This is a genomic window from Streptosporangium lutulentum (assembly GCF_030811455.1).
GTDB lineage: Bacteria > Actinomycetota > Actinomycetes > Streptosporangiales > Streptosporangiaceae > Streptosporangium > Streptosporangium lutulentum.
On sequence record NZ_JAUSQU010000001.1, the window covers coordinates 855,620 to 872,507 of the forward strand.

The 16,888-nt window shown below is 68.4% G+C and carries 15 protein-coding genes and 2 pseudogenes; 7 read left to right on the forward strand and 10 right to left on the reverse strand.

The window, feature by feature from the left end; genetic code table 11:
• Nucleotides 1-108 precede the first annotated feature (108 nt).
• The 7 genes and pseudogenes from J2853_RS03635 to J2853_RS03665 form a co-directional block, all read right to left on the reverse strand.
• Nucleotides 109-669 carry an SMI1/KNR4 family protein gene (locus J2853_RS03635; protein ID WP_307554938.1) on the reverse strand — a complete coding sequence of 187 codons (561 nt, stop codon included), beginning with the start codon at nucleotides 667-669 and terminating at the stop codon, nucleotides 109-111.
• A gap of 240 nt (nucleotides 670-909) precedes the next feature.
• A complete protein-coding gene (locus J2853_RS03640; protein ID WP_307554940.1) occupies nucleotides 910-1,449 on the reverse strand; it encodes a hypothetical protein in 540 nt (179 codons plus the stop codon).
• A 25-nt stretch (nucleotides 1,450-1,474) separates the two neighbouring features.
• Nucleotides 1,475-1,606 (reverse strand): annotated as a pseudogene (locus J2853_RS03645) (IS5/IS1182 family transposase); the annotation flags it as partial.
• Between the two features lie 30 nt (nucleotides 1,607-1,636).
• Nucleotides 1,637-1,990, reverse strand: a complete 354-nt coding sequence (locus J2853_RS03650) for a hypothetical protein (RefSeq protein ID WP_307554942.1) — start codon at nucleotides 1,988-1,990, stop codon at nucleotides 1,637-1,639.
• 233 nt (nucleotides 1,991-2,223) lie between these two features.
• On the reverse strand, nucleotides 2,224-2,796 hold the full coding sequence (locus J2853_RS03655) for a hypothetical protein (protein ID WP_307554944.1): 573 nt from the start codon (nucleotides 2,794-2,796) through the stop codon (nucleotides 2,224-2,226).
• Nucleotides 2,797-2,947: 151 nt separating this feature from the next.
• Nucleotides 2,948-4,849, reverse strand: coding sequence for a serine/threonine-protein kinase (locus J2853_RS03660; RefSeq protein ID WP_307554945.1), 1,902 nt, complete (start codon nucleotides 4,847-4,849; stop codon nucleotides 2,948-2,950).
• A 117-nt stretch (nucleotides 4,850-4,966) separates the two neighbouring features.
• Entirely contained in the window at nucleotides 4,967-6,328 is a 1,362-nt protein-coding gene (locus J2853_RS03665; RefSeq protein ID WP_307554947.1) for an FAD-binding oxidoreductase, read from the reverse strand.
• Nucleotides 6,329-6,704: 376 nt separating this feature from the next.
• Here J2853_RS03665 and J2853_RS03670 point away from each other — a divergent pair, with 376 nt between their 5' ends.
• On the forward strand, nucleotides 6,705-9,437 hold the full coding sequence (locus J2853_RS03670) for an immune inhibitor A domain-containing protein (protein ID WP_307554949.1): 2,733 nt from the start codon (nucleotides 6,705-6,707) through the stop codon (nucleotides 9,435-9,437).
• An 85-nt stretch (nucleotides 9,438-9,522) separates the two neighbouring features.
• Nucleotides 9,523-10,461 carry a diacylglycerol/lipid kinase family protein gene (locus J2853_RS03675; protein WP_307554951.1) on the forward strand — a complete coding sequence of 313 codons (939 nt, stop codon included), beginning with the start codon at nucleotides 9,523-9,525 and terminating at the stop codon, nucleotides 10,459-10,461.
• 367 nt (nucleotides 10,462-10,828) lie between these two features.
• Here the strand turns inward: J2853_RS03675 and mads6 are convergent, their stop codons facing one another.
• Nucleotides 10,829-12,598, reverse strand: a complete 1,770-nt coding sequence (gene mads6 / locus J2853_RS03680; RefSeq protein WP_307554952.1) for a methylation-associated defense system protein kinase MAD6 — start codon at nucleotides 12,596-12,598, stop codon at nucleotides 10,829-10,831.
• A 364-nt stretch (nucleotides 12,599-12,962) separates the two neighbouring features.
• Here mads6 and J2853_RS03685 point away from each other — a divergent pair, with 364 nt between their 5' ends.
• Both J2853_RS03685 and J2853_RS47755 read left to right on the forward strand, forming a co-directional pair.
• Nucleotides 12,963-13,364: a phage holin family protein gene (locus tag J2853_RS03685; RefSeq protein WP_307554954.1), complete on the forward strand. Its 402-nt coding sequence runs from the start codon at nucleotides 12,963-12,965 to the stop codon at nucleotides 13,362-13,364.
• A pseudogene (locus tag J2853_RS47755) lies at nucleotides 13,361-13,741 on the forward strand (DUF3618 domain-containing protein); the annotation flags it as partial. The gene J2853_RS03685 and the pseudogene J2853_RS47755, both read left to right, overlap by 4 nt.
• Here the strand turns inward: J2853_RS47755 and J2853_RS47760 are convergent.
• Entirely contained in the window at nucleotides 13,732-14,031 is a 300-nt protein-coding gene (locus J2853_RS47760; protein WP_370879511.1) for a pentapeptide repeat-containing protein, read from the reverse strand. The pseudogene J2853_RS47755 and the gene J2853_RS47760 sit on opposite strands and share 10 nt — an antisense overlap.
• A 288-nt stretch (nucleotides 14,032-14,319) precedes the next feature.
• Here J2853_RS47760 and J2853_RS03695 point away from each other — a divergent pair, with 288 nt between their 5' ends.
• Complete coding sequence (locus J2853_RS03695; protein WP_307554957.1) at nucleotides 14,320-14,469, forward strand: hypothetical protein; 150 nt, start codon at nucleotides 14,320-14,322, stop codon at nucleotides 14,467-14,469.
• Between the two features lie 31 nt (nucleotides 14,470-14,500).
• Here J2853_RS03695 and J2853_RS03700 read toward each other — a convergent pair whose 3' ends face one another.
• The gene (locus J2853_RS03700) at nucleotides 14,501-15,196 is read right to left on the reverse strand and encodes a TenA family protein (RefSeq protein WP_307554959.1); all 696 of its coding nucleotides are present in this window, start codon (nucleotides 15,194-15,196) and stop codon (nucleotides 14,501-14,503) included.
• Nucleotides 15,197-15,460: 264 nt separating this feature from the next.
• Here J2853_RS03700 and J2853_RS03705 point away from each other — a divergent pair, with 264 nt between their 5' ends.
• Together J2853_RS03705 and J2853_RS03710 are read left to right on the forward strand one after the other, a co-directional pair.
• On the forward strand, nucleotides 15,461-16,249 hold the full coding sequence (locus J2853_RS03705) for a DUF1838 family protein (RefSeq protein ID WP_307554960.1): 789 nt from the start codon (nucleotides 15,461-15,463) through the stop codon (nucleotides 16,247-16,249).
• 117 nt (nucleotides 16,250-16,366) lie between these two features.
• Complete coding sequence (locus J2853_RS03710) at nucleotides 16,367-16,885, forward strand: MaoC family dehydratase (RefSeq protein ID WP_307554961.1); 519 nt, start codon at nucleotides 16,367-16,369, stop codon at nucleotides 16,883-16,885.
• The last annotated feature ends 3 nt before the right edge of the window (nucleotides 16,886-16,888 follow it).

Sequence of the window (16,888 nt, forward strand, 5' to 3'; positions counted from 1 at the left end):
TGGATCATCCGGGAACGGCGTGGCGCAGGCAACCGGCCGAAATGATGACGGAGGCCTTCCGGACGTCGGTGGGGTGGCCCTTCCGGCAGGCCAACGACGAAAGGGACATCAACTCGGGTATCGCATTCTCAGCTCGTCCATTGCGAGGTCCCAGAAGGACCTGTAACGCTTGGCGCCGGCCAGCCATGGCGCGAGATACCAGGCTTCCCACTCACCTTCAGCGGTGCTGACGTGGGGATTGAGGAGGGCCACTCCGTCATCCCAATATCCGGCCAGAAGGGTGTCGGGCACATACTCCCCTCTGTAACGGATGGAGTCCTGCTCCTGTCCGTAGACGAAGTAGAGCTCGTCGGGCACGCTCCACGAGTTCTCGGGCTTGGGCCCTGACCAGCTCTCGGCGACCGAGGGATCGACATCACGAAGCCGGCCGATTTCCTCGACACGTAGCAGGCGGCAGTCATCGTCGCTGCCCCACCCGTTGGCGAACAGGAGAAACTGCCGGTAACTCGGCGGCAGCTCCATGCCCAGCCGCTCTTCAAGCTCGCGGACCTCCGCTTCGGTAGCCGGAGGATACAGCTCGCCGAGTGGACTGACCGCCGGGTGGTCAGAACCCTCGGTCACCGGATGCCTTGCAGGGAAGCGTTCAGACCATCCGTACTGGGCACTCATGGCGAAGAAGATATCCCCGTTTCGAGTGGCTGCCGCATGTGCAGCACAAAGCTAGGGCTGCCCCTCCCGATAACCTCCAGGTGTGGGACATACACGAGATGATCAAGGCATGGTTCTACCGATGCTTGGCATCGCCGCAGGTCACCCAGCACACCGGATCACAGGAGGCGCCGCTCTCCTGAAGCGGATGTCTTTAAGACGTCGTTTCTTACGGTTGTGCAGTCTGGGGTGAGAGGCGTCCTATGGCTGGCCGCAGGACGTGCGCAATACGGTCAGGGCGTTCCAGGCCGCGTCAGGTTCGAACATCACCATGGTGCTCGGGTTCGGGGTAAACACGACGTAGTGCCTTGCGAGGTAGGAGAGGTCGCCCCAAGGTTCCCGGGTATGCGCCCGTGCCAGCACCTGACCACAGCGGGTGCAGAAAATCCACGGGATGAGCAGGAGATCCGCCGATATGGTGTCGGTTCCCACCGATGGTCCAGGCATCGGGATGTTGTCGCCGCGCTCAACCAGCTGCAGAGAGGCCTCTACCCCGTCACTGCTACGACATCTGACGATGCTGGGAGCGAGCGCCGTCCACATGCCCCAGGACTCCGCCGTCACCGCGATCTCGGCCCGGGTAGTCTCACGGATCGGCACCTGGTGTTCGAGGAGACCGGAGACGAGCAGGTCGAGTCCGTCCTCCTGCTCACCGATGTCCCAGCAGTCCATAACTTCTTGGGCCTGGAGAGGGGGCAAGAGCGTGGCGAACTGACGCCACAGAGCAGCTTCATCGGTCACCTGGCAGAGGTTAACGGCTGTTGCCGCCATGGAACTTGCCGGGTCGGCGCAGCCGAGGCCCGCGGCGGGAACGGACGGGCGGGATACCTCGCACCAGCGACTCAAGGGCCTGGCTGTCGTGCAGGTTGGCAGCTGAGATGCCCAAGGACAGGGCAAGCCGTTCCGATCCGTGGTGTCCAAAGGGGATTCAGCGAGAGGGTGGATGACCTTTCATCACGTCGCTCAGATCACCCTCGGTGAGATTGAGAGTGAAGGCACTCCCTGCCTGTGAGGGATCCCAGCCGCGGTCAAGGGCTCTCCGTATGGTCGCCGCCACGAGAGCCGGCCGTACGGTCATCGTTCGCTCCCCGAGCCAGGCGTCCGATCGAGAGCAGGGAAGCTCCACCAGGAGAACCCGCCCTCGCCTTCCGGCCGGTTCCACCGCATAGGTCAGTGATCCCCAGCCGTTTCCCTGGCAGTACGTGGGCTTGTGGCGGATCCGCCAGCGATAGGCGGTGCCGTCGACGCTGATCAGCCTGGAGCCCTTCTTGGGGATCGCCACGAAACGGTCTCCTGTCTGGTTCCGCCCCTACCTCTGCGAAAAGCACCTAAGGCAGCGACAGGTGATGCGAGACGCTCGCCAGCGTAGCCATCGCCCAGTCTCATGATCGAGCGGTTTTCGCACGGCCGGACCCGGCGGTGGCGGCCCTCCAGATCGGGAAGCACAGGGCACACCCGCTCGTTGTGTGGACGACCGGCGATGAGGCCGTGCGGCTCCCGGACCGGTTCGACGGCTCACACGTCGTCGAGGCCGAAGGGCGGGAAATAGGGCTCGCTGAGGCGGGTGACCCGAAGACCGGGGGTCCGCGCGGCGGTGAGGTCGACGTCGACCTCCGCGTGCAGAACGAGCTCGGTGAGGTGATCGAGGGGTGGCAACGACCCGAAGTCACCATGCGCCAGAGCGAGAGATGTCAGGCCCACGATGTCCCGCAGGCCCGACAGGTCCTCCACGTCTACATTCGACAGGATGAGTCGGCGAACGGGGGTTCCGCTCAACTGCCTCACATCCACCCCGGCGGGGCCGCCCAACTGGAGCAGCTGCCACGACCGGCCCGTCAAAGGTCCCAGATCCATGCCGTTCTCGTCCCACAGCAGCGCCTGTGTCAGGGCCGGCAGCGACCTGACGGGCTCGAACGTCCCCACCCACGCGAAGTCGGTGGTGAGGCGGCGTCGCCGCAGGATCGGACCCGCGGGCGGGGGCGTGAGGGTGTCGGAGCCGCACAACACCCGCCGCCACACCGGGGAGAGATTGATCCAGAACTCTTCCCAGGCATCGTCCGTGGCGAACGCGCTCTCGCTACCGGTCATCAGCGCCTTCCCTGTCCCACCACATCAATCGGACGGTGCCGGCTTACCCCTGGGCTTCCCCCTCGTGAGCAGCGCCACTCTGTTCCGTCAGACCGCGGAGGACGCCGGCAGGCGACGAGAACCGGCGAAGCACGCAGACAACCCCCCGTCCTCAGCCGCAGTGGCTCCAGCCGCTCCTCCAGGACAGCGAGCCGTGTGAGCCGCCCCAGATGACGCACTTCTTGACGGCGGCAAGCCGTACCGGGCCCGCGTAGGCGGTGAAATTCCCCGGATTGCTCGACGAGGCGCCGCCCTGTACCTGGAGCACCGCGTTCATCGAGATCTTCGAGGGAAACTCGTACCTGGACATGGTGACGACGCAGTTCTGGCCCGCGGCGGAATTGTAGAAAAGGTAGATGGTCGCGGCACCGCCGAGCGCGTGTGAGTCGACCTGCGCGTAGCCGCTGCCGCAGACGGCGGAGGCCGTGTAGGGGTTCGGCTTCTGCGGTGCGGTCGTCGGCTTCACCGTCGGTTTGGCGGTGGCCGTCGGCCTGGAGGTGGCCGTCGGCTTGGCGGTCATCGTCGGTATGCGGGTGGCCGTCGGTTTCACGGTCGGTTTCACCGTGGGTTTTGATGTCGGCCGGGGAGAGGGGGCCGACACCGTCGACGTCTTCGCCTCCGGCTTCGGGGCCGTGGTCGCCTTTCTCGTCCGCTGTGGCGACGGCGCCGCCGTGTTCTGGAGCGGGGGAGGAGTGACCTCGTCCAACGGGGATTCGTCGCCGGCCTCCGTGATCTCGGCGGACTTCTCCACCGGGGACGGGTCGTCGGGGACGAACGTCGGATCCGGCTGTTCCACCGTCGGGGTGGGCGTCTTCATCGAGATCTGCACCGGGGCGTCGGCGTTGGCCCGGATGACGACCACGGTTCCCGTGGCCGCGGCGAGCGTGGCCACGATCGCGCTTCCCGCGATGAGGAGGCCGAACGGCCGTCGCGCCTTCGGCGTACCTCGCTGCGGGCCGCCCTGCTGTGGAGGACGGCCCTGCGGGGGATGACCCTGCTGCGGGCCGCCCTGCGGGGGGTGACCCTGTTGCTGCGGATGACCCTGCTGCGGGTGGCCCTGCGGGGGAGGGCCCTGTTGCTGCGGATGCCCCTGCTGCGGGTTGCCCTGCTGAGGGTTGCCCTGCGGGGGGCCGCCCTGCTGCGGGTTGCCCGGCTGCGCGGGCATCGGGGCTGAGATCATGGTGGGCGTCGGGCGCCGTACCTGATGGGTGGAGACGGCTCCCATCAGGTAGCTGACCAGTTCCTCGGCGGTGGGGCGCAGCGCCGGGTCCTTCGACAGGCACGCGGCGACCAGGTCGCGGAGCATGCCCTCCAGTTCGCCCAGGTCCGGCTCCGTGGTCAGGATCCGGTTCATCACGACGGCGATGGAGTCCTGGCCGAACGCGGGCTTGCCGGTGGCGGCGAAGACCATCGTGACACCCCAGGCGAACACGTCGGCCGCGGACGTCACCTCGGAGGTTCTCAGCTGCTCGGGGGCGAGGTAGGACGGCGTCCCCATCGCCGTCCCGGTCGCGGTCGTCCCCGGAGAGTCCAGCGCCCTGGCGATGCCGAAGTCGATCACCACCGGGCCCTCGGGCCCCATCAGCACGTTGGCGGGCTTGAAGTCGCGGTGCAGGATCCCGGCCCGGTGGATCGCCGACAGGGCGGTGGCCGTACTGATGGCGAGACGTTCGAGCGCGGCGCCGCGCCGCGGGCCCTCCTTGTCGACCAGCTGGCGCAGGGACGGTCCCGGAACGTACTCGCTCACGATGTACGGCTGGCTGCCCGCGAGGTCGGCGTGGAGCACCGAGGCGGTGCAGAACCTGGCCACCCGCTGGGCGACCGACACCTCTCGCAGGAACCGCGTCCTGGCCTCGGGGTCCGAGGCCAGGCCGTGGTGAAGAAGTTTGACGGCGACCTGCTCGTCCGCCGGGCCCCGGCCGAGGTAGACGATCCCCTGGCCGCCCTCCCCGAGACGCCCGACCAGCTCGATCGAGCCAAGGCGCCGAGGATCGTCCGCTTTGAGCGGCTGCACTGTATGCCCCCCCGACAAAACCTGAAAAATGGTTTATGTGGTGCAGAACGCTACCAGCGTGCGCGGTGATGCGGATGATCTGGGAATATTCTCCTCTTTCGAGGCAAAGATCACCGTTTAGATGGCCTTGCCGGGATTGAGGATGCCGAGCGGGTCGAAGACCTGCTTGATCCCGTGATGGAGCTCCTTGGCGGTGGGTCCCGCTTCAAGGGAGAGCCAGCGCTGCTTCAGCAGTCCGACACCGTGCTCGCCGGTGAGCGTGCCCCCCGCGGCCAGGGTCTCCCTGAAGACCTCGTCGGCCGCCGCCCACACGTTCGGCGGGGGCTCGGCCAGGCCGTGGTCGAAGGTGAAGACCGGGTGCAGGTTGCCGTCGCCCGCGTGGGCGACGGTGGCGATCCGCACGTCGTGCCTCACCGCGATGGCCTCGATCTTCTCGATCATGTACGGCAGCGAGGACCGGGGCACACACACGTCCTCCACCAGGCACTTTCCCATCCGCTCCTTGGCCGGATAGGCCATCCGGCGAATCCCGATCAGCTCCTCGGCCTCCTGGACGGACGACGACACCGCCACGAAGGAGGCGCCGTTCGCGGTGCACAGCTCCGACATGCGCTCGGAGACCGCCGGGCCGTCCGCGGCGTCCGACTGAGCGATCAGCATCGCCCGGGTGGACGGCTCCAGCCCGATGTTCTTCCAGTCGTCGATGGCCTGGAGCGTGTTCCGGTCGAGCATCTCCAGCAGCGACGGCTGGCACCCGGCCGCGATGATCGCGGCGACCGCGGCGGCGGCGTCCCTGGGCGAGCCGAACTCCGCCGCGATCGTCGCCGGATAGATCAACGGCGCCCGGCGCAGCCGTACGGTGGCCGCCGTGATCACCCCGAGCGTTCCCTCGGATCCGACGAACAACCCGGTCAGGTCGTAGCCCGTCACGCCCTTCACGGTGCGCCTGCCGGTGTTCAGCACCCGTCCGTCGGCGAGCACGACCTCCAGGCCCAGCGCCGAGTCGCGGGTCACGCCGTACTTCACGCACCGCAGCCCGCCCGCGTTGGTGGCCAGGTTGCCGCCGATCGTGGAGATCTCGTAGGAGGAGGGGTCGGGGGCGTACATCAGCCCGTGCTCACGGGCCGCCCGATCCAGGTCGGCGGTGATGACCCCGGGTTCCACCACGGCGATCTCGTCGGCGGGGGAGAGCTCCGTGATGGCCGTCATCTTGTGCAGCGCCAGCACGACGCATCCCTCGGTCGCGGTCGCCCCGCCCGCCAGCCCGGTCCCGGCGCCTCTCGGGACCACGGGCACCCGGTGCGTGGTCGCCCATCCGAGGACGGCGACCACGTCGTCCCTGGTCTCCGCCAGCACAACGGCCAGGGGCTTGCCGGGTTCGAGGAAGGTCCGGTCCCGGGCGTAGGAATCGGCCACCTCGGGGTCGGTCACGACCTTCCCCGGTGCGAGTAGGGCGACAAGTTCGGCGATAGCAGTCACAAGCGGACTGTACGGCCCGCGCTCGTGACCTTGTGGTTGTTTTCTGCCTGTTTCGCGTCTTATGTGAGGCCGTTTCCCGGTCCGGAGGCTTTCTCGGCGGCCCGGAGGGGCGGGCGCGCCGCGCCTGCCTGCGGGGACGGCGGCGTCGGCCGGAACCTTAATGGAAATCATCATCATTTTCTGACAAAGAGTAACTATTACAGTTTTGCAACATCATTTGGCGTCTTTACTGTCGCTTTACCTTCTCCTTTAACCTCCCGCTCGGCGCGCCCATCCGGCGCACCCATGTTGTCCGCGCCCGGCGAACCCGGGGCAGGGAGGGGATGCGTTGTCCAGCAGACTCACTAGTGGAGGCGCCCGCAGGCGCGTTCTCGCGATGGTGCCCGTGCTCGGCCTGGCCGTCGCGGGACTGGCGGCGGGCGGCGCGTCCGCGGAGAGCGACACCTCGGTCGCGCGCTACCAGCCCACCGCGGCCGACTACTACATCAACTACGCGCCGCCCAGGGACGAGCCGGAGGTCAAGGATCCGGCCGTTCCGTCGTCCAGGGCACGCAAGATCCGCGCGTCCGAGAAGTTCGACCGGAAGTTCTCCGGCGGCAACCCCGTCGCCGCACGGGTGCTGGCCGCCCGCGAGCGCGAGGCGATCAGGACGAGGCTCAACCCCGCGGACTTCCTCTTCAAGAAGGCGAAGACCACCACGTCGGCCAAGCTGCTCACCCTGCTGGTGGAGTTCAACGACAAGGCGAACGACGACTTCTCCGGATTCTCCCGCCCGGCGAGCGTGACCAGCGACGCGGACGACTGCGTCACCGAGCCGCCGGGCACGCTGCTCAACGGCCCGCTGCACAACAAGATCCCCAACCCGGCCACGCTGTCCCACAAGGACAACAACAGCTTCTGGGTGCCGAACTTCAGCCCCGACCACTTCAACAAGATGCTCTACAGCAAGACGGGCATCACCCAGCGCGTCCGCACCGACCTGACCGACCCCCGGGACGGCCGCAAGGGCATCGACATCTCCGGCCAGACCCTGAAGAACATGTACGAGGAGATGTCCAAGGGCGCCTACACGGTCACGGGACAGGCAAGCCCGTGGATCAAGGTTCCGCACTCCGAGGCCTACTACGGCGCGCGTGCCTGCGGCCAGGAGCCACAGGCCATGAGCGGCCACCCGGACAACCCGATCGGTCCCGGACGGCTCGCCATCGACGCGGTGAACTCCCTGGCCGCCGCGGACCCGTCCTTCCCGTGGGCCGACTACGACGCCGAGGACGTCGCCGACTCCGACGGTGACGGGAACTTCGCCGAGCCCGACGGCGTCGTCGACCACCTGGTCCTGGTCCACGCGGGCAAGGACAAGTCCTCCGACGGCGGCGCCGAGGGCACCTACGCGATCTGGGCGCACTCCAGCGCGGTCGCCGGCGGCTACCAGGTGCCCGGCAAGAACGTGAAGATCTCCAACTACATCGTGCAGCCGGAGGACTCCGGCGTCGGCGTCTTCGCCCACGAGTACGGCCACGACCTCGGCCTGCCGGATCTCTACGACACCACGGGCGCGGCGTCCTCGGCCGTCGACTTCTGGGACCTGATGTCCAGCGGCTCGCACAGCGGCCCGATCTTCCAGTCGATGCCCACCCACATGGGTATCTGGGACAAGTGGATCCTCGGCTGGGCCAACCCCAAGGTCTTCAATCCCGGTGACCGCGCCGGGGTGGTGACGGTCGGCCAGGCCTCGCGCACGCCCAGGCTCACCGAGGACGGCGTCCGGGTGAACCTGGACAGCACCCCGCTCAGAATGATCGAGCCGCACAGCGGGACCAAGATGTGGTGGTCCGGCCTCGACCAGGAGTGGGCCGACGTCAAGGTCGCCCGCGACATCCAGGTGCCCGCCGGGACCGATCTGAAGTTCTGGCTCTGGAACAACTACGAGATCGAGCAGGACTGGGACTACGGCTTCATCGAGGTCTCCACGGACGGCGGCGCCACCTGGGCCCAGCAGAAGGTCCGCACCGAGGACGGGACCCTGGTCTCGACCGACGACGACTACACCGACCCCAACGGCAACCTCGCCGCCTTCGGCAACAGGAAGTACGGCCTTACCGGCAACACCGACGGCTGGCGGCACGACTACGTCGACCTCACCCCGTTCGCGGGCAGGAGCGTCAAGCTCCGCCTGACCTACGACACGGACGGGGCCTTCACCCCGCGCGGCTGGCACGCCGACGACTTCTCGCTCACCAACGGCACCCAGACCGTCTGGAGCGACGACGTCGAAGGCGGCGGCAACGGCTGGGCGCCCAGCGGCGGCACCTTCACCAACACCCACGGCCAGGGCTGGACCGTCAACGACGGCCAGCGGGAGATCTCCCGGTTCTACCTGGCCGAGTGGCGCAACTTCGACGGGTTCGACAAGGGCCTGCAGTACACCTACACCACCAACTACTCGCGTGACGGCGCCTGGAAGGTGGAGAAGGTCAAGTACAACGCCCCCGGCATGCTGGTCTGGTACCGCGACGCGACCTACACCAACAACTCGGTGACCGACAACCTCGACCTGGCCCCCAGCCTCGGCGCCAAGGGCAGCCTGCTCCTCGTCGACTCCCACTTCGACCCGCTGCGACGGACCGGGAAGGCCGCGGAGAAGGACCCCACGCAGACCAAGAACATGCCGGGGCGCCCGCAGACCTCGAACGCCGCCTTCTCCTTCGACAAGACCTACTCCTTCACCGAGTGCTTCGAGGGGCCGGACGAGCCCTTCAGCGAGTACTGCACCAAGGTGGGCAAGCTGAACGGTGTCCCGGAGTTCACCGACGCCAAGACCTGGTACCCCGGCTTCGAGACGCGCCCCGACGGCAGCCTGCTCTACCGCGACTTCGACGCCTCGACGGTCGTGCCGTCCAAGGGCGACCAGTCCTACAGCACCCGGATCGTCAACGCCGACGGCAGCCCGGCCAAGGAGCTGTACGGCCTCGACATGGGCAACGGCCACGTCCTCGGTTCCGGCAACCCCGGCGACGAGGGCAAGGCACTGGGCGTGAAGCTCAAGCTCCTCACCCCGCTCCCGGGTGACCTCGGCGCGATCATCCACGTGACCCCGCCCAAGAAGTAACCCGGTTCGCAGGACAGGGCCCCGCCGTGACTTCACGGCGGGGCCTACGATTTGACGGGCAAGTACCCGACCGAAGAGGGGCAGCGTGGGAGAGCTTCGAAGCAAGGCCGGGCACACCGAGGCCATCCGGACGGAGGGCAGGGTCTGCGTGGTCGTCAACACCCGCTCCCGCCGTGGCCGCCTCCGCTACTCCGAGGTGGTCGGCACGCTCAGGGCCGAGGGGTTCGACCCGATCCGCCTGTTCCCGGTAGACGATCCCAAGCGCCTGCGGGCCACGCTGGAGGAGGCCCTGGACGCCGGGCCCGACCTGCTCGTCGTGGGCGGCGGCGACGGCACGCTCAGCGCGGCGGTCAAGCACGTCGCCCACCGCGACGTCGCCCTCGGTGTGGTGCCCCTGGGGACCACCAACAACTTCGCCCGCAGTCTCGGCATCCCGCTCGACCTGCAGGGGGCGATCCGGCTGTTTCGCACCGGCAAGGTCGCCGACATCGATCTGGGGGTGGCCGGAGGCAGGGAGTTCGCGAACCTGGCGAGCTTCGGGGTCTCGGTCGAGGTGGCGGGCAGGGTCAAGCCCTGGGTGAAGCGCATCCTCGGCCGTCCCGCCTACCCGCTCACCGCCCTGACGATCCTTCCGCGCCACCAGCCGTTCCGCGCCTTCCTCACCGTGGACGGCCGCCGCCACGAGTTGCTCACCCACCAGCTCAACATCGCCAACGGCCGCTTCCACGGAGGCTGGCAGGTCGCCAAGGACATCAGCATCGACAACGGCCGGTTGGTCGCCTACCAGCTCGGCTCGGGCAAGCGGCTGCGCCTGCTGGTGGAGACGCTGATCCGCGCCACCACCGGCCGCTGGCGCAGCCTCGCGGGCGGCCCCTTCGTCATGGGCCGGGAGATGCACCTGGAGACCGACCCTCCGATGACCGCCGACGTCGACGGCGAGGTCCGCCTGATGACCCCCATCACGATTCGCACCGTCCCAAACGGCCTGCGGGTGATGGTCCCGGCTGATTTCGTCGACTCCTGACGGGACCGGCGAGCCGTCCACGGTTAGCGTTCTTGATTGGAGTGCATGTTCAGGGGTAGCTGTTCCTTCCGACGAAAATGGAGGACACCATGGCATCCCTTATCGATAAAATTCGGCATTACATGAGCACCCCGCAGGGGCGCAGAAATGTCGAGAAGGCCAAATCGATGGCCAAAGACCCGCGTAACCAGCAGAAGTTACGCCAGTTCATGAATCGCTTTCGTGCGGGCCGGACGCACCACTAGCCCCACCTTCCCGGCGAGCACGATCCTCGGTCAGAGGACGGCAGCCGGGCGTCCAGCCCGTTCCCGGCGAGCACGGCCCCCGGCCCTGCTCGCCGGTGATTACGGCCGGTCCCCTTTTGCAGTTATCTGCCGGACAGTCGGCGGAATCTTTCCCTGAGCCTCTCGAAGAGCACCGGCCCCCGCTCCTGCACCTCGCCGCCCGCGCGGACGTCCGGCGCGCGGCCGTCGTGCACGGGGCCGTTGACCGTATGGCCGTCGATCATGTGACCGTCGTGCACGGGGGCGTTGATCGCGTGGCCGTCGGGTACGGGCCTGCCGGGGGTGCGGCCGTTCCGCGCGGGGCCGTTGACGGTCCGGTCGCCGGGTGCGGAACCACTGATCGTGCGGCCGTCGGAGATCAGGCCGCCGGAGGCGTCGGGGGTCAGACCGCCGGACGCGGAGCCGCCGGGGGTCAGGCCACCGGGTGCGGAGTCGCCGGGGGTCAGGCCACCGGGTGCGGAGTCGCCGGTCGCCCGTACGTGACCCTCCGGCGCGCGGAAGTCCGGCGCGGGCCGCTTCCGGGCCCGCCGTAGATCGTCGAGGGCCTCGGCGGCACCGGGGCGCTTGGCCGGCAGAGGGTCGCGCATGCGCCTCAGCAGGTCCATGACCTCCGCGGACGCGCCGCCGGCGTCGACGGGTCCGGCGTCGGCGCCCGAGGGAAGCCGGCCGGTCAGCAGCTGGAAGGCGATCACCCCGGCCGCGTACACGTCGGACGCGGCGGTCATCCGCTCGGGCATGGCCTGGCATTCGGGGGCCGCGTAGTGGGTGTCGAGGACGTTGGGCAGCTCGTTGGCCACGGTGTGCACGCGAGGGCCCGGCTTGGCGTAGTCGAATCCGGTCAGCATCGCCCGGCCGCCCTCGGTCACGAGGACGCAGGCGGGGCTGAGCGCCCGGTGAATCACGTTGTTGGCGTGGACGTGGGCCAGGCCCAGCAGCACGTCCTCCACCACATCGAGCCTGGCCGTGGTGGAGAGCGTCCGCTGGGGGGCGGTGAGGTGCAGGTGCAGCGCCTGGCCGTGCACGTCGTCGAGGACCAGGACGAACCGGCTCTCGTCGTCGATCGCGAAGAAGTCACGGGAACGCACCACGCACGGGTGCGGGGGAATCCTGGTGAGGGACTGGTAGGAGTTGGCGATCAGCCGCCGCTCGGCGGCGCGCGGTCCCTCCTGGGCCAGCGGGTCGGCGCGGTAGACGCGCAGCAGGACCGTCTCGCTCTCCGGGAGCGTCGCGTTGATCGCGCGGTACTCGGTGACGCGGTTGTCCCCGCCGAGTTGCTCCTCCACCTCCCAGTTGCCGAACCGCGGCGGCGTGGTGGACCGGCGCACGCTGCCGTTCAGCGCCTCGATGATCGCGGTTCCGTACGGTTTGGTGTCCGAGGTGTAGCCGCGCCTGACCCGGGAGACGTCGCTCAGCATGCCGATCAGGTGGGGCAGGTCGGTGACGTGCCGCGAGTCACGGCCGGCCGGATCGACCAGCTCCGCGTCGAGGCCGGTCAGCACGACGACGCTGTCGACGTAGACCCGCTCCAGCTCGCGGCGTTCCTGCATGAGCAGGCCCTTGAGCGCCCGCCCGTTGCCACGGAGCTTGGCCACCGGGGACCCGAACGCGTCCCGCCGGGAGGGGAACCAGCGTGTCCCGGCCACCTCGATCCGGCCGCGTGTACCCTTGACGTCGATGACGCAGAGTGAATGACCGGTCAAAACGATCACATCGACCTCGAAGCTGTCGTCGCCGCGTGGCACCTCGATGTTGTGCAGCAGCAGCCAGTCGTCCGGGGCGTTGTCACGCAGATGTGCGATGACCCGTCGCTCGGCGTCGTTGACCGGGCTTCCGCCGCCGACGATCTGTGCCATCTCTAGCGCGCCGCCCTTCTGATCGTGCCCATCGCGCCCTGAAGTAGGGCAAGAGTCCTATCCTCACGCGTATCTCTACTTTTCCGCCACTCGGACACGCGCGACTACCTATGATCATGACGTACTCCGGCCCGAGAAGCGCATGAGCGATCATGACGTACTCCGGCCCGAGAAGCGCGTGAGCCGTCCGGCGCCTCGGAGCCGCCGGTGAAAACGCGGCGGGACAGATCCGCCCTGCTCGGCGGGCACGCCCGCGAGAAGTGGGTTCGCGGCGCGGACCACCGCCTGTGACCCTCGTCACCGAGCAGAGGTTTGCCTTGGCGAGAGCGGGTAGGCGCCTTCTTGTGAGGGAGGAGGAACGCCAATGTCCAACGATCCCAAAGAGTCGCTGCCGACGGCCGAGCTGATCCGGCAGATGTCCGAGCAGGTCTCGCGTCTTGTTCGGGACGAGCTCCAACTGGCCAAACTGGAACTCACGGAGAAAGGCAGGAACGCGGGCATCGGTGCGGGGTTGTTCGGCGGGGCGGGAGTCGTGGCCCTGTTCGGAGGCGGTTCCCTGGTCGCCGCGGTGATCCTGCTTCTCGCCCAGGTCATGCCCGCGTGGGTGGCCGCGGTCGTCGTGGGCGTGGTGTTGCTGGTTCTGGCCGCGATCCTCGGATTCTTCGGCAAGCGACGGGTGTCCGAGGCCGCTCCTCCGACCCCCGAACGGACCATCGCGAGCGTCAAGCACGACATCGACGCGGTGAGGGAGAGGGCACATCGATGACTGAGACCGACCCGGAACGGCCTGATCGGAGGCCCACGGACGCCGGAACCACCGGGGCCCGCAGGCAGGAGATCGGCGAGGCCCTGGCACCGGATGAGAGCGGCTCGCTCAACGTTCCGCAGACCAAGTCGGACGGAAGGCCGACCGAGGACCTCGGTGTCCCGGCGGCCGAGCGCGACGGCACCCCCCGGCAGGCCGAGAACGCGGTCACCGGCGCTCCGAACGCGGGAGACCCGGGAGACGCGGGGGAGCCGGGCACCGGGAAGACGAACAAGGAATCCGTACGACGGGATATCGAGAATGCCCGGCGCGAGCTGGGCGACACCGTGGAGGCTCTGGTGCACAAGACCGATGTGAAAGGCCGCGTTCAGGAGACCGCCGCCCATATGGGCGACGACCTGCGCCGGATGGGGGCGGCCACCGCCGACACCGCCACCGAGATGGTGGGCAGGGTCAAGGAGGCGGCTCCCGAGATGGTGGACCGGGTCAAGGAGGCGGCCCCCGAGATGGTGCACCGGGTCAAGGAGGCGGCCCCCGAGATGGTGCACCGGATGAAGGAGGCGGCCCCCGAGATGGTGGGCCGGGTCAAGGAGGTGACCCCCGTCGAGATCAAGGACGCGGCGGGGAAGGTCGGCGCCGAGGCGAGCAAGCGTCCCGTCGCGACCATCGCGGCAGTGGCGGCGCTCGCCCTGATCGTCTTCCGGGTTCTGAGGCGCGGCAAGAAGAAGTAACGCGGTTTCGGCCAGGGCCGCCCCCGCTTCCCGGGGGCGGCCGAACGCCGTCCTCATCGGTGAGGGCGGCGTTCGAGCGTTGTCCATGGCCGGTAAGTGAGCCAAACTCAGGTCCGCCGGGGTAATCTGACCGTTTCCGGGTGGGTGGCGGACCCCCTCCTCTCCGCCCGCCCGGACCTCCCACGTGAGCATGCCCCTACGGACCCGGCCATCGGGGCGACCTCTTGACCGACATCGAGGTGGCGGTCAAGGCCGCCCCATGCCGGGACGGCGTCCAGATCCGCCTCCACGCTCCGGCGGAGGGGCTCCACGCCGCACAGGCCGGTTCCGGAGGCGTTCACCGTCCCGCGCCCCCTGTCGCGCAGCGGGCCTGAGTCGCACCCGCCGGTGAACGGGCGGGAGGCGTCAGGAGCCGGCGGCCATGTCGAAGAAGCGCAGCTCCAGCCGCACGGCGCGGCGGAAGACGTCGAACACGCGCAGCCGCCCTTCCTCGTCGAGTTCGGGGCCCAGGCGGTCGAGTTCGCCGCACAGGAACGCCACCCAGGCACGGAACACCGGGCCCTCGTGAAGGTCGATCCACTCGCGGTGGACGAAGCTCTCCGGCAGGGGCTCCTCGGCGCGGCTCGCCCAGCCGAGATAGCTCCACTCCGCCACGCACAGCACCGCGAGGATGGCCGGGTAGTCCAGGCTGGTCCTGGCCTCGTCCATCAGGGCGCGGAAGTCGGCCGTCACCGGTTCCAGGTCGGGTGAGGCCAGGTCGGCGGGGACGGCGCCGAGGGCGGCGAGCGCGCGGTGGAAGTAGGTTTTCTCCTCCGTCGTGGCGGTCTCGCCCAGGAACCGGCCGAACGGCACCCGTGACTCGAAGCTGTCGGCACTGGCCACCGCCGCGCCGAGCAGGGCGGTGAAGGAGTCCACGAACTGGAAGTCCTGGATCAGGTACCGGCGCATGTCGTCGTCGGCGACGTCGCCCCGAGTGATCGACGCGGCGAACGGATGGCCGACCACCGCGGTCCACTCGGGTTCGGTCCCCGACCGCAGCCACTCGCTGAAGGCGGGATCGGGGGCGCCGGCACGCCATTCGTCGTAGGGGACCAGGTTCACCGGGCTTCTCCTCGGTATCTCGGAACGTCGATCAGCGTGAATGCTAGTCGCCGAGCCGGAGGCGAACGGTCCGCCCCGTGTGAATCCCGGGACCGAGGAGTCTTCGCAGGATGGAGAGGGTCGCTCTCGGGGTCGTGGGGCACGGCGTGGAGGCCGTCCAGCGGCGAGCCGCCCGCCACCCGGGCGTGGAACGATCGGGTTGGCCGTCCGTGACGGCTCGCGCCGCTTGCGATCTTCCCGACCCATGCGAACAGGACGGTAGAAATGATCGGTTATCCCACCGGTGGCCCGGCTGACGACCTGCGCGACCTCATCCGGGTCCGGGCCTGTGCGGACGGGACCGAGACCGTGGTCTGGTGGACGGGCGACGTGTACGGCTGGCAGCCCGACGACGGGCCGCGGCACCTGTTCGGCTTCGAGGGCGTCAACGTCGGGCGGGCTCGCGCCGTGCCGGGCGGCTACGAGCTGCTGACCCGTGAGGCCGCCGCCTACCTCGACCCCCGCACCCGCGAGATCCTCCAGACCTGGGACAACCCGCTCACCGGCCGGTCGGTCGAGGTCATGCACGTCTGGAACGACCCGGCCAACCAGCGCTGGCAGGAACAGGGACGTTTCGGTCCCTTCCGTGCCCCCCGGGTTCAGATCGGGGACCAGGTCGTGTTCAACGTGGACGTGCTGCTGGCGTACCCGTCCCCGCTTCCGGCCGCGGAGTTCCCCGATCATTCGGCCGGGGACATCTATCGGGCGATGGAGCTGTTCCAGTTCTTCGCTCCGGCGGCCGAACTGGCGTCCGAGGCCGGTTCGGTGCCGTGCGCGCTCTCCTGGACCCGGGTATCGCCGTGGCTGCCCTGGATGGAACTGGGCGCTCGGCCGGGGGCGCTGGTCTACCACTGCCGGGGCGCCAAACTCGGCGGCTGGGACGAGGTCCCCGACCGTCTCCGCGAACACGTCGCCGCCCAGGCCCCCGCGTTCGCCCACGCCCCCCAGGAGTGGTCGGAGCCCAACGAGACCAGCTGGACCGCCTTCAGGAAGCGGTCTTCCGGCCATCACTGACCGGATCCTAGGCTTTTGGGTGTATATGTCAGCATTTGGGAAGGAAAGATCAAGTGGGCCATTGACCGGCAAAACGCCGGATGGCTAGCGTCAAGGCCTCATCGATCAGGGGGAAACGTGACCGTTCACGAACCCGGTCTCGGCCGGTACTACGAGGATTTTGTCGTCGGCGACGTCTATCGGCACCCGCTCGGGCGCACGATCAGTGAGGCCGACAACACCTGGTTCACCCTCCTGACCATGAACACCAACCAGAACCACTTCAACGCCCACTTCGCCGAACGCGCGCCGGTCGGGAAGATCATCGTCAACTCCGGGCTGAGCGTGGCGATCGTGCTGGGCATCTCGGTCATCGACGTCAGCCAGAACGCGATGATGAACCTCGGCTGGGACGAGATCAAACTGACCCACCCGGTGTTTCTGGGCGACACCCTGTACGCCGAGTCGATCGTGCTGGACAAGCGGGAGTCCAAGTCACGGCCCTACGCCGGGATCGTCACCTGCCGGACCCGGGGCCTCAACCAGGACGGTGACGAGGTCATGTCCTGGCGCCGCTCGGTGATGGTCTACCGCCGTGACGCCCCCCACGACAAGAACTACTTCCCTCAGGCCAAGACGGGCCCGATGACGACATGAGGA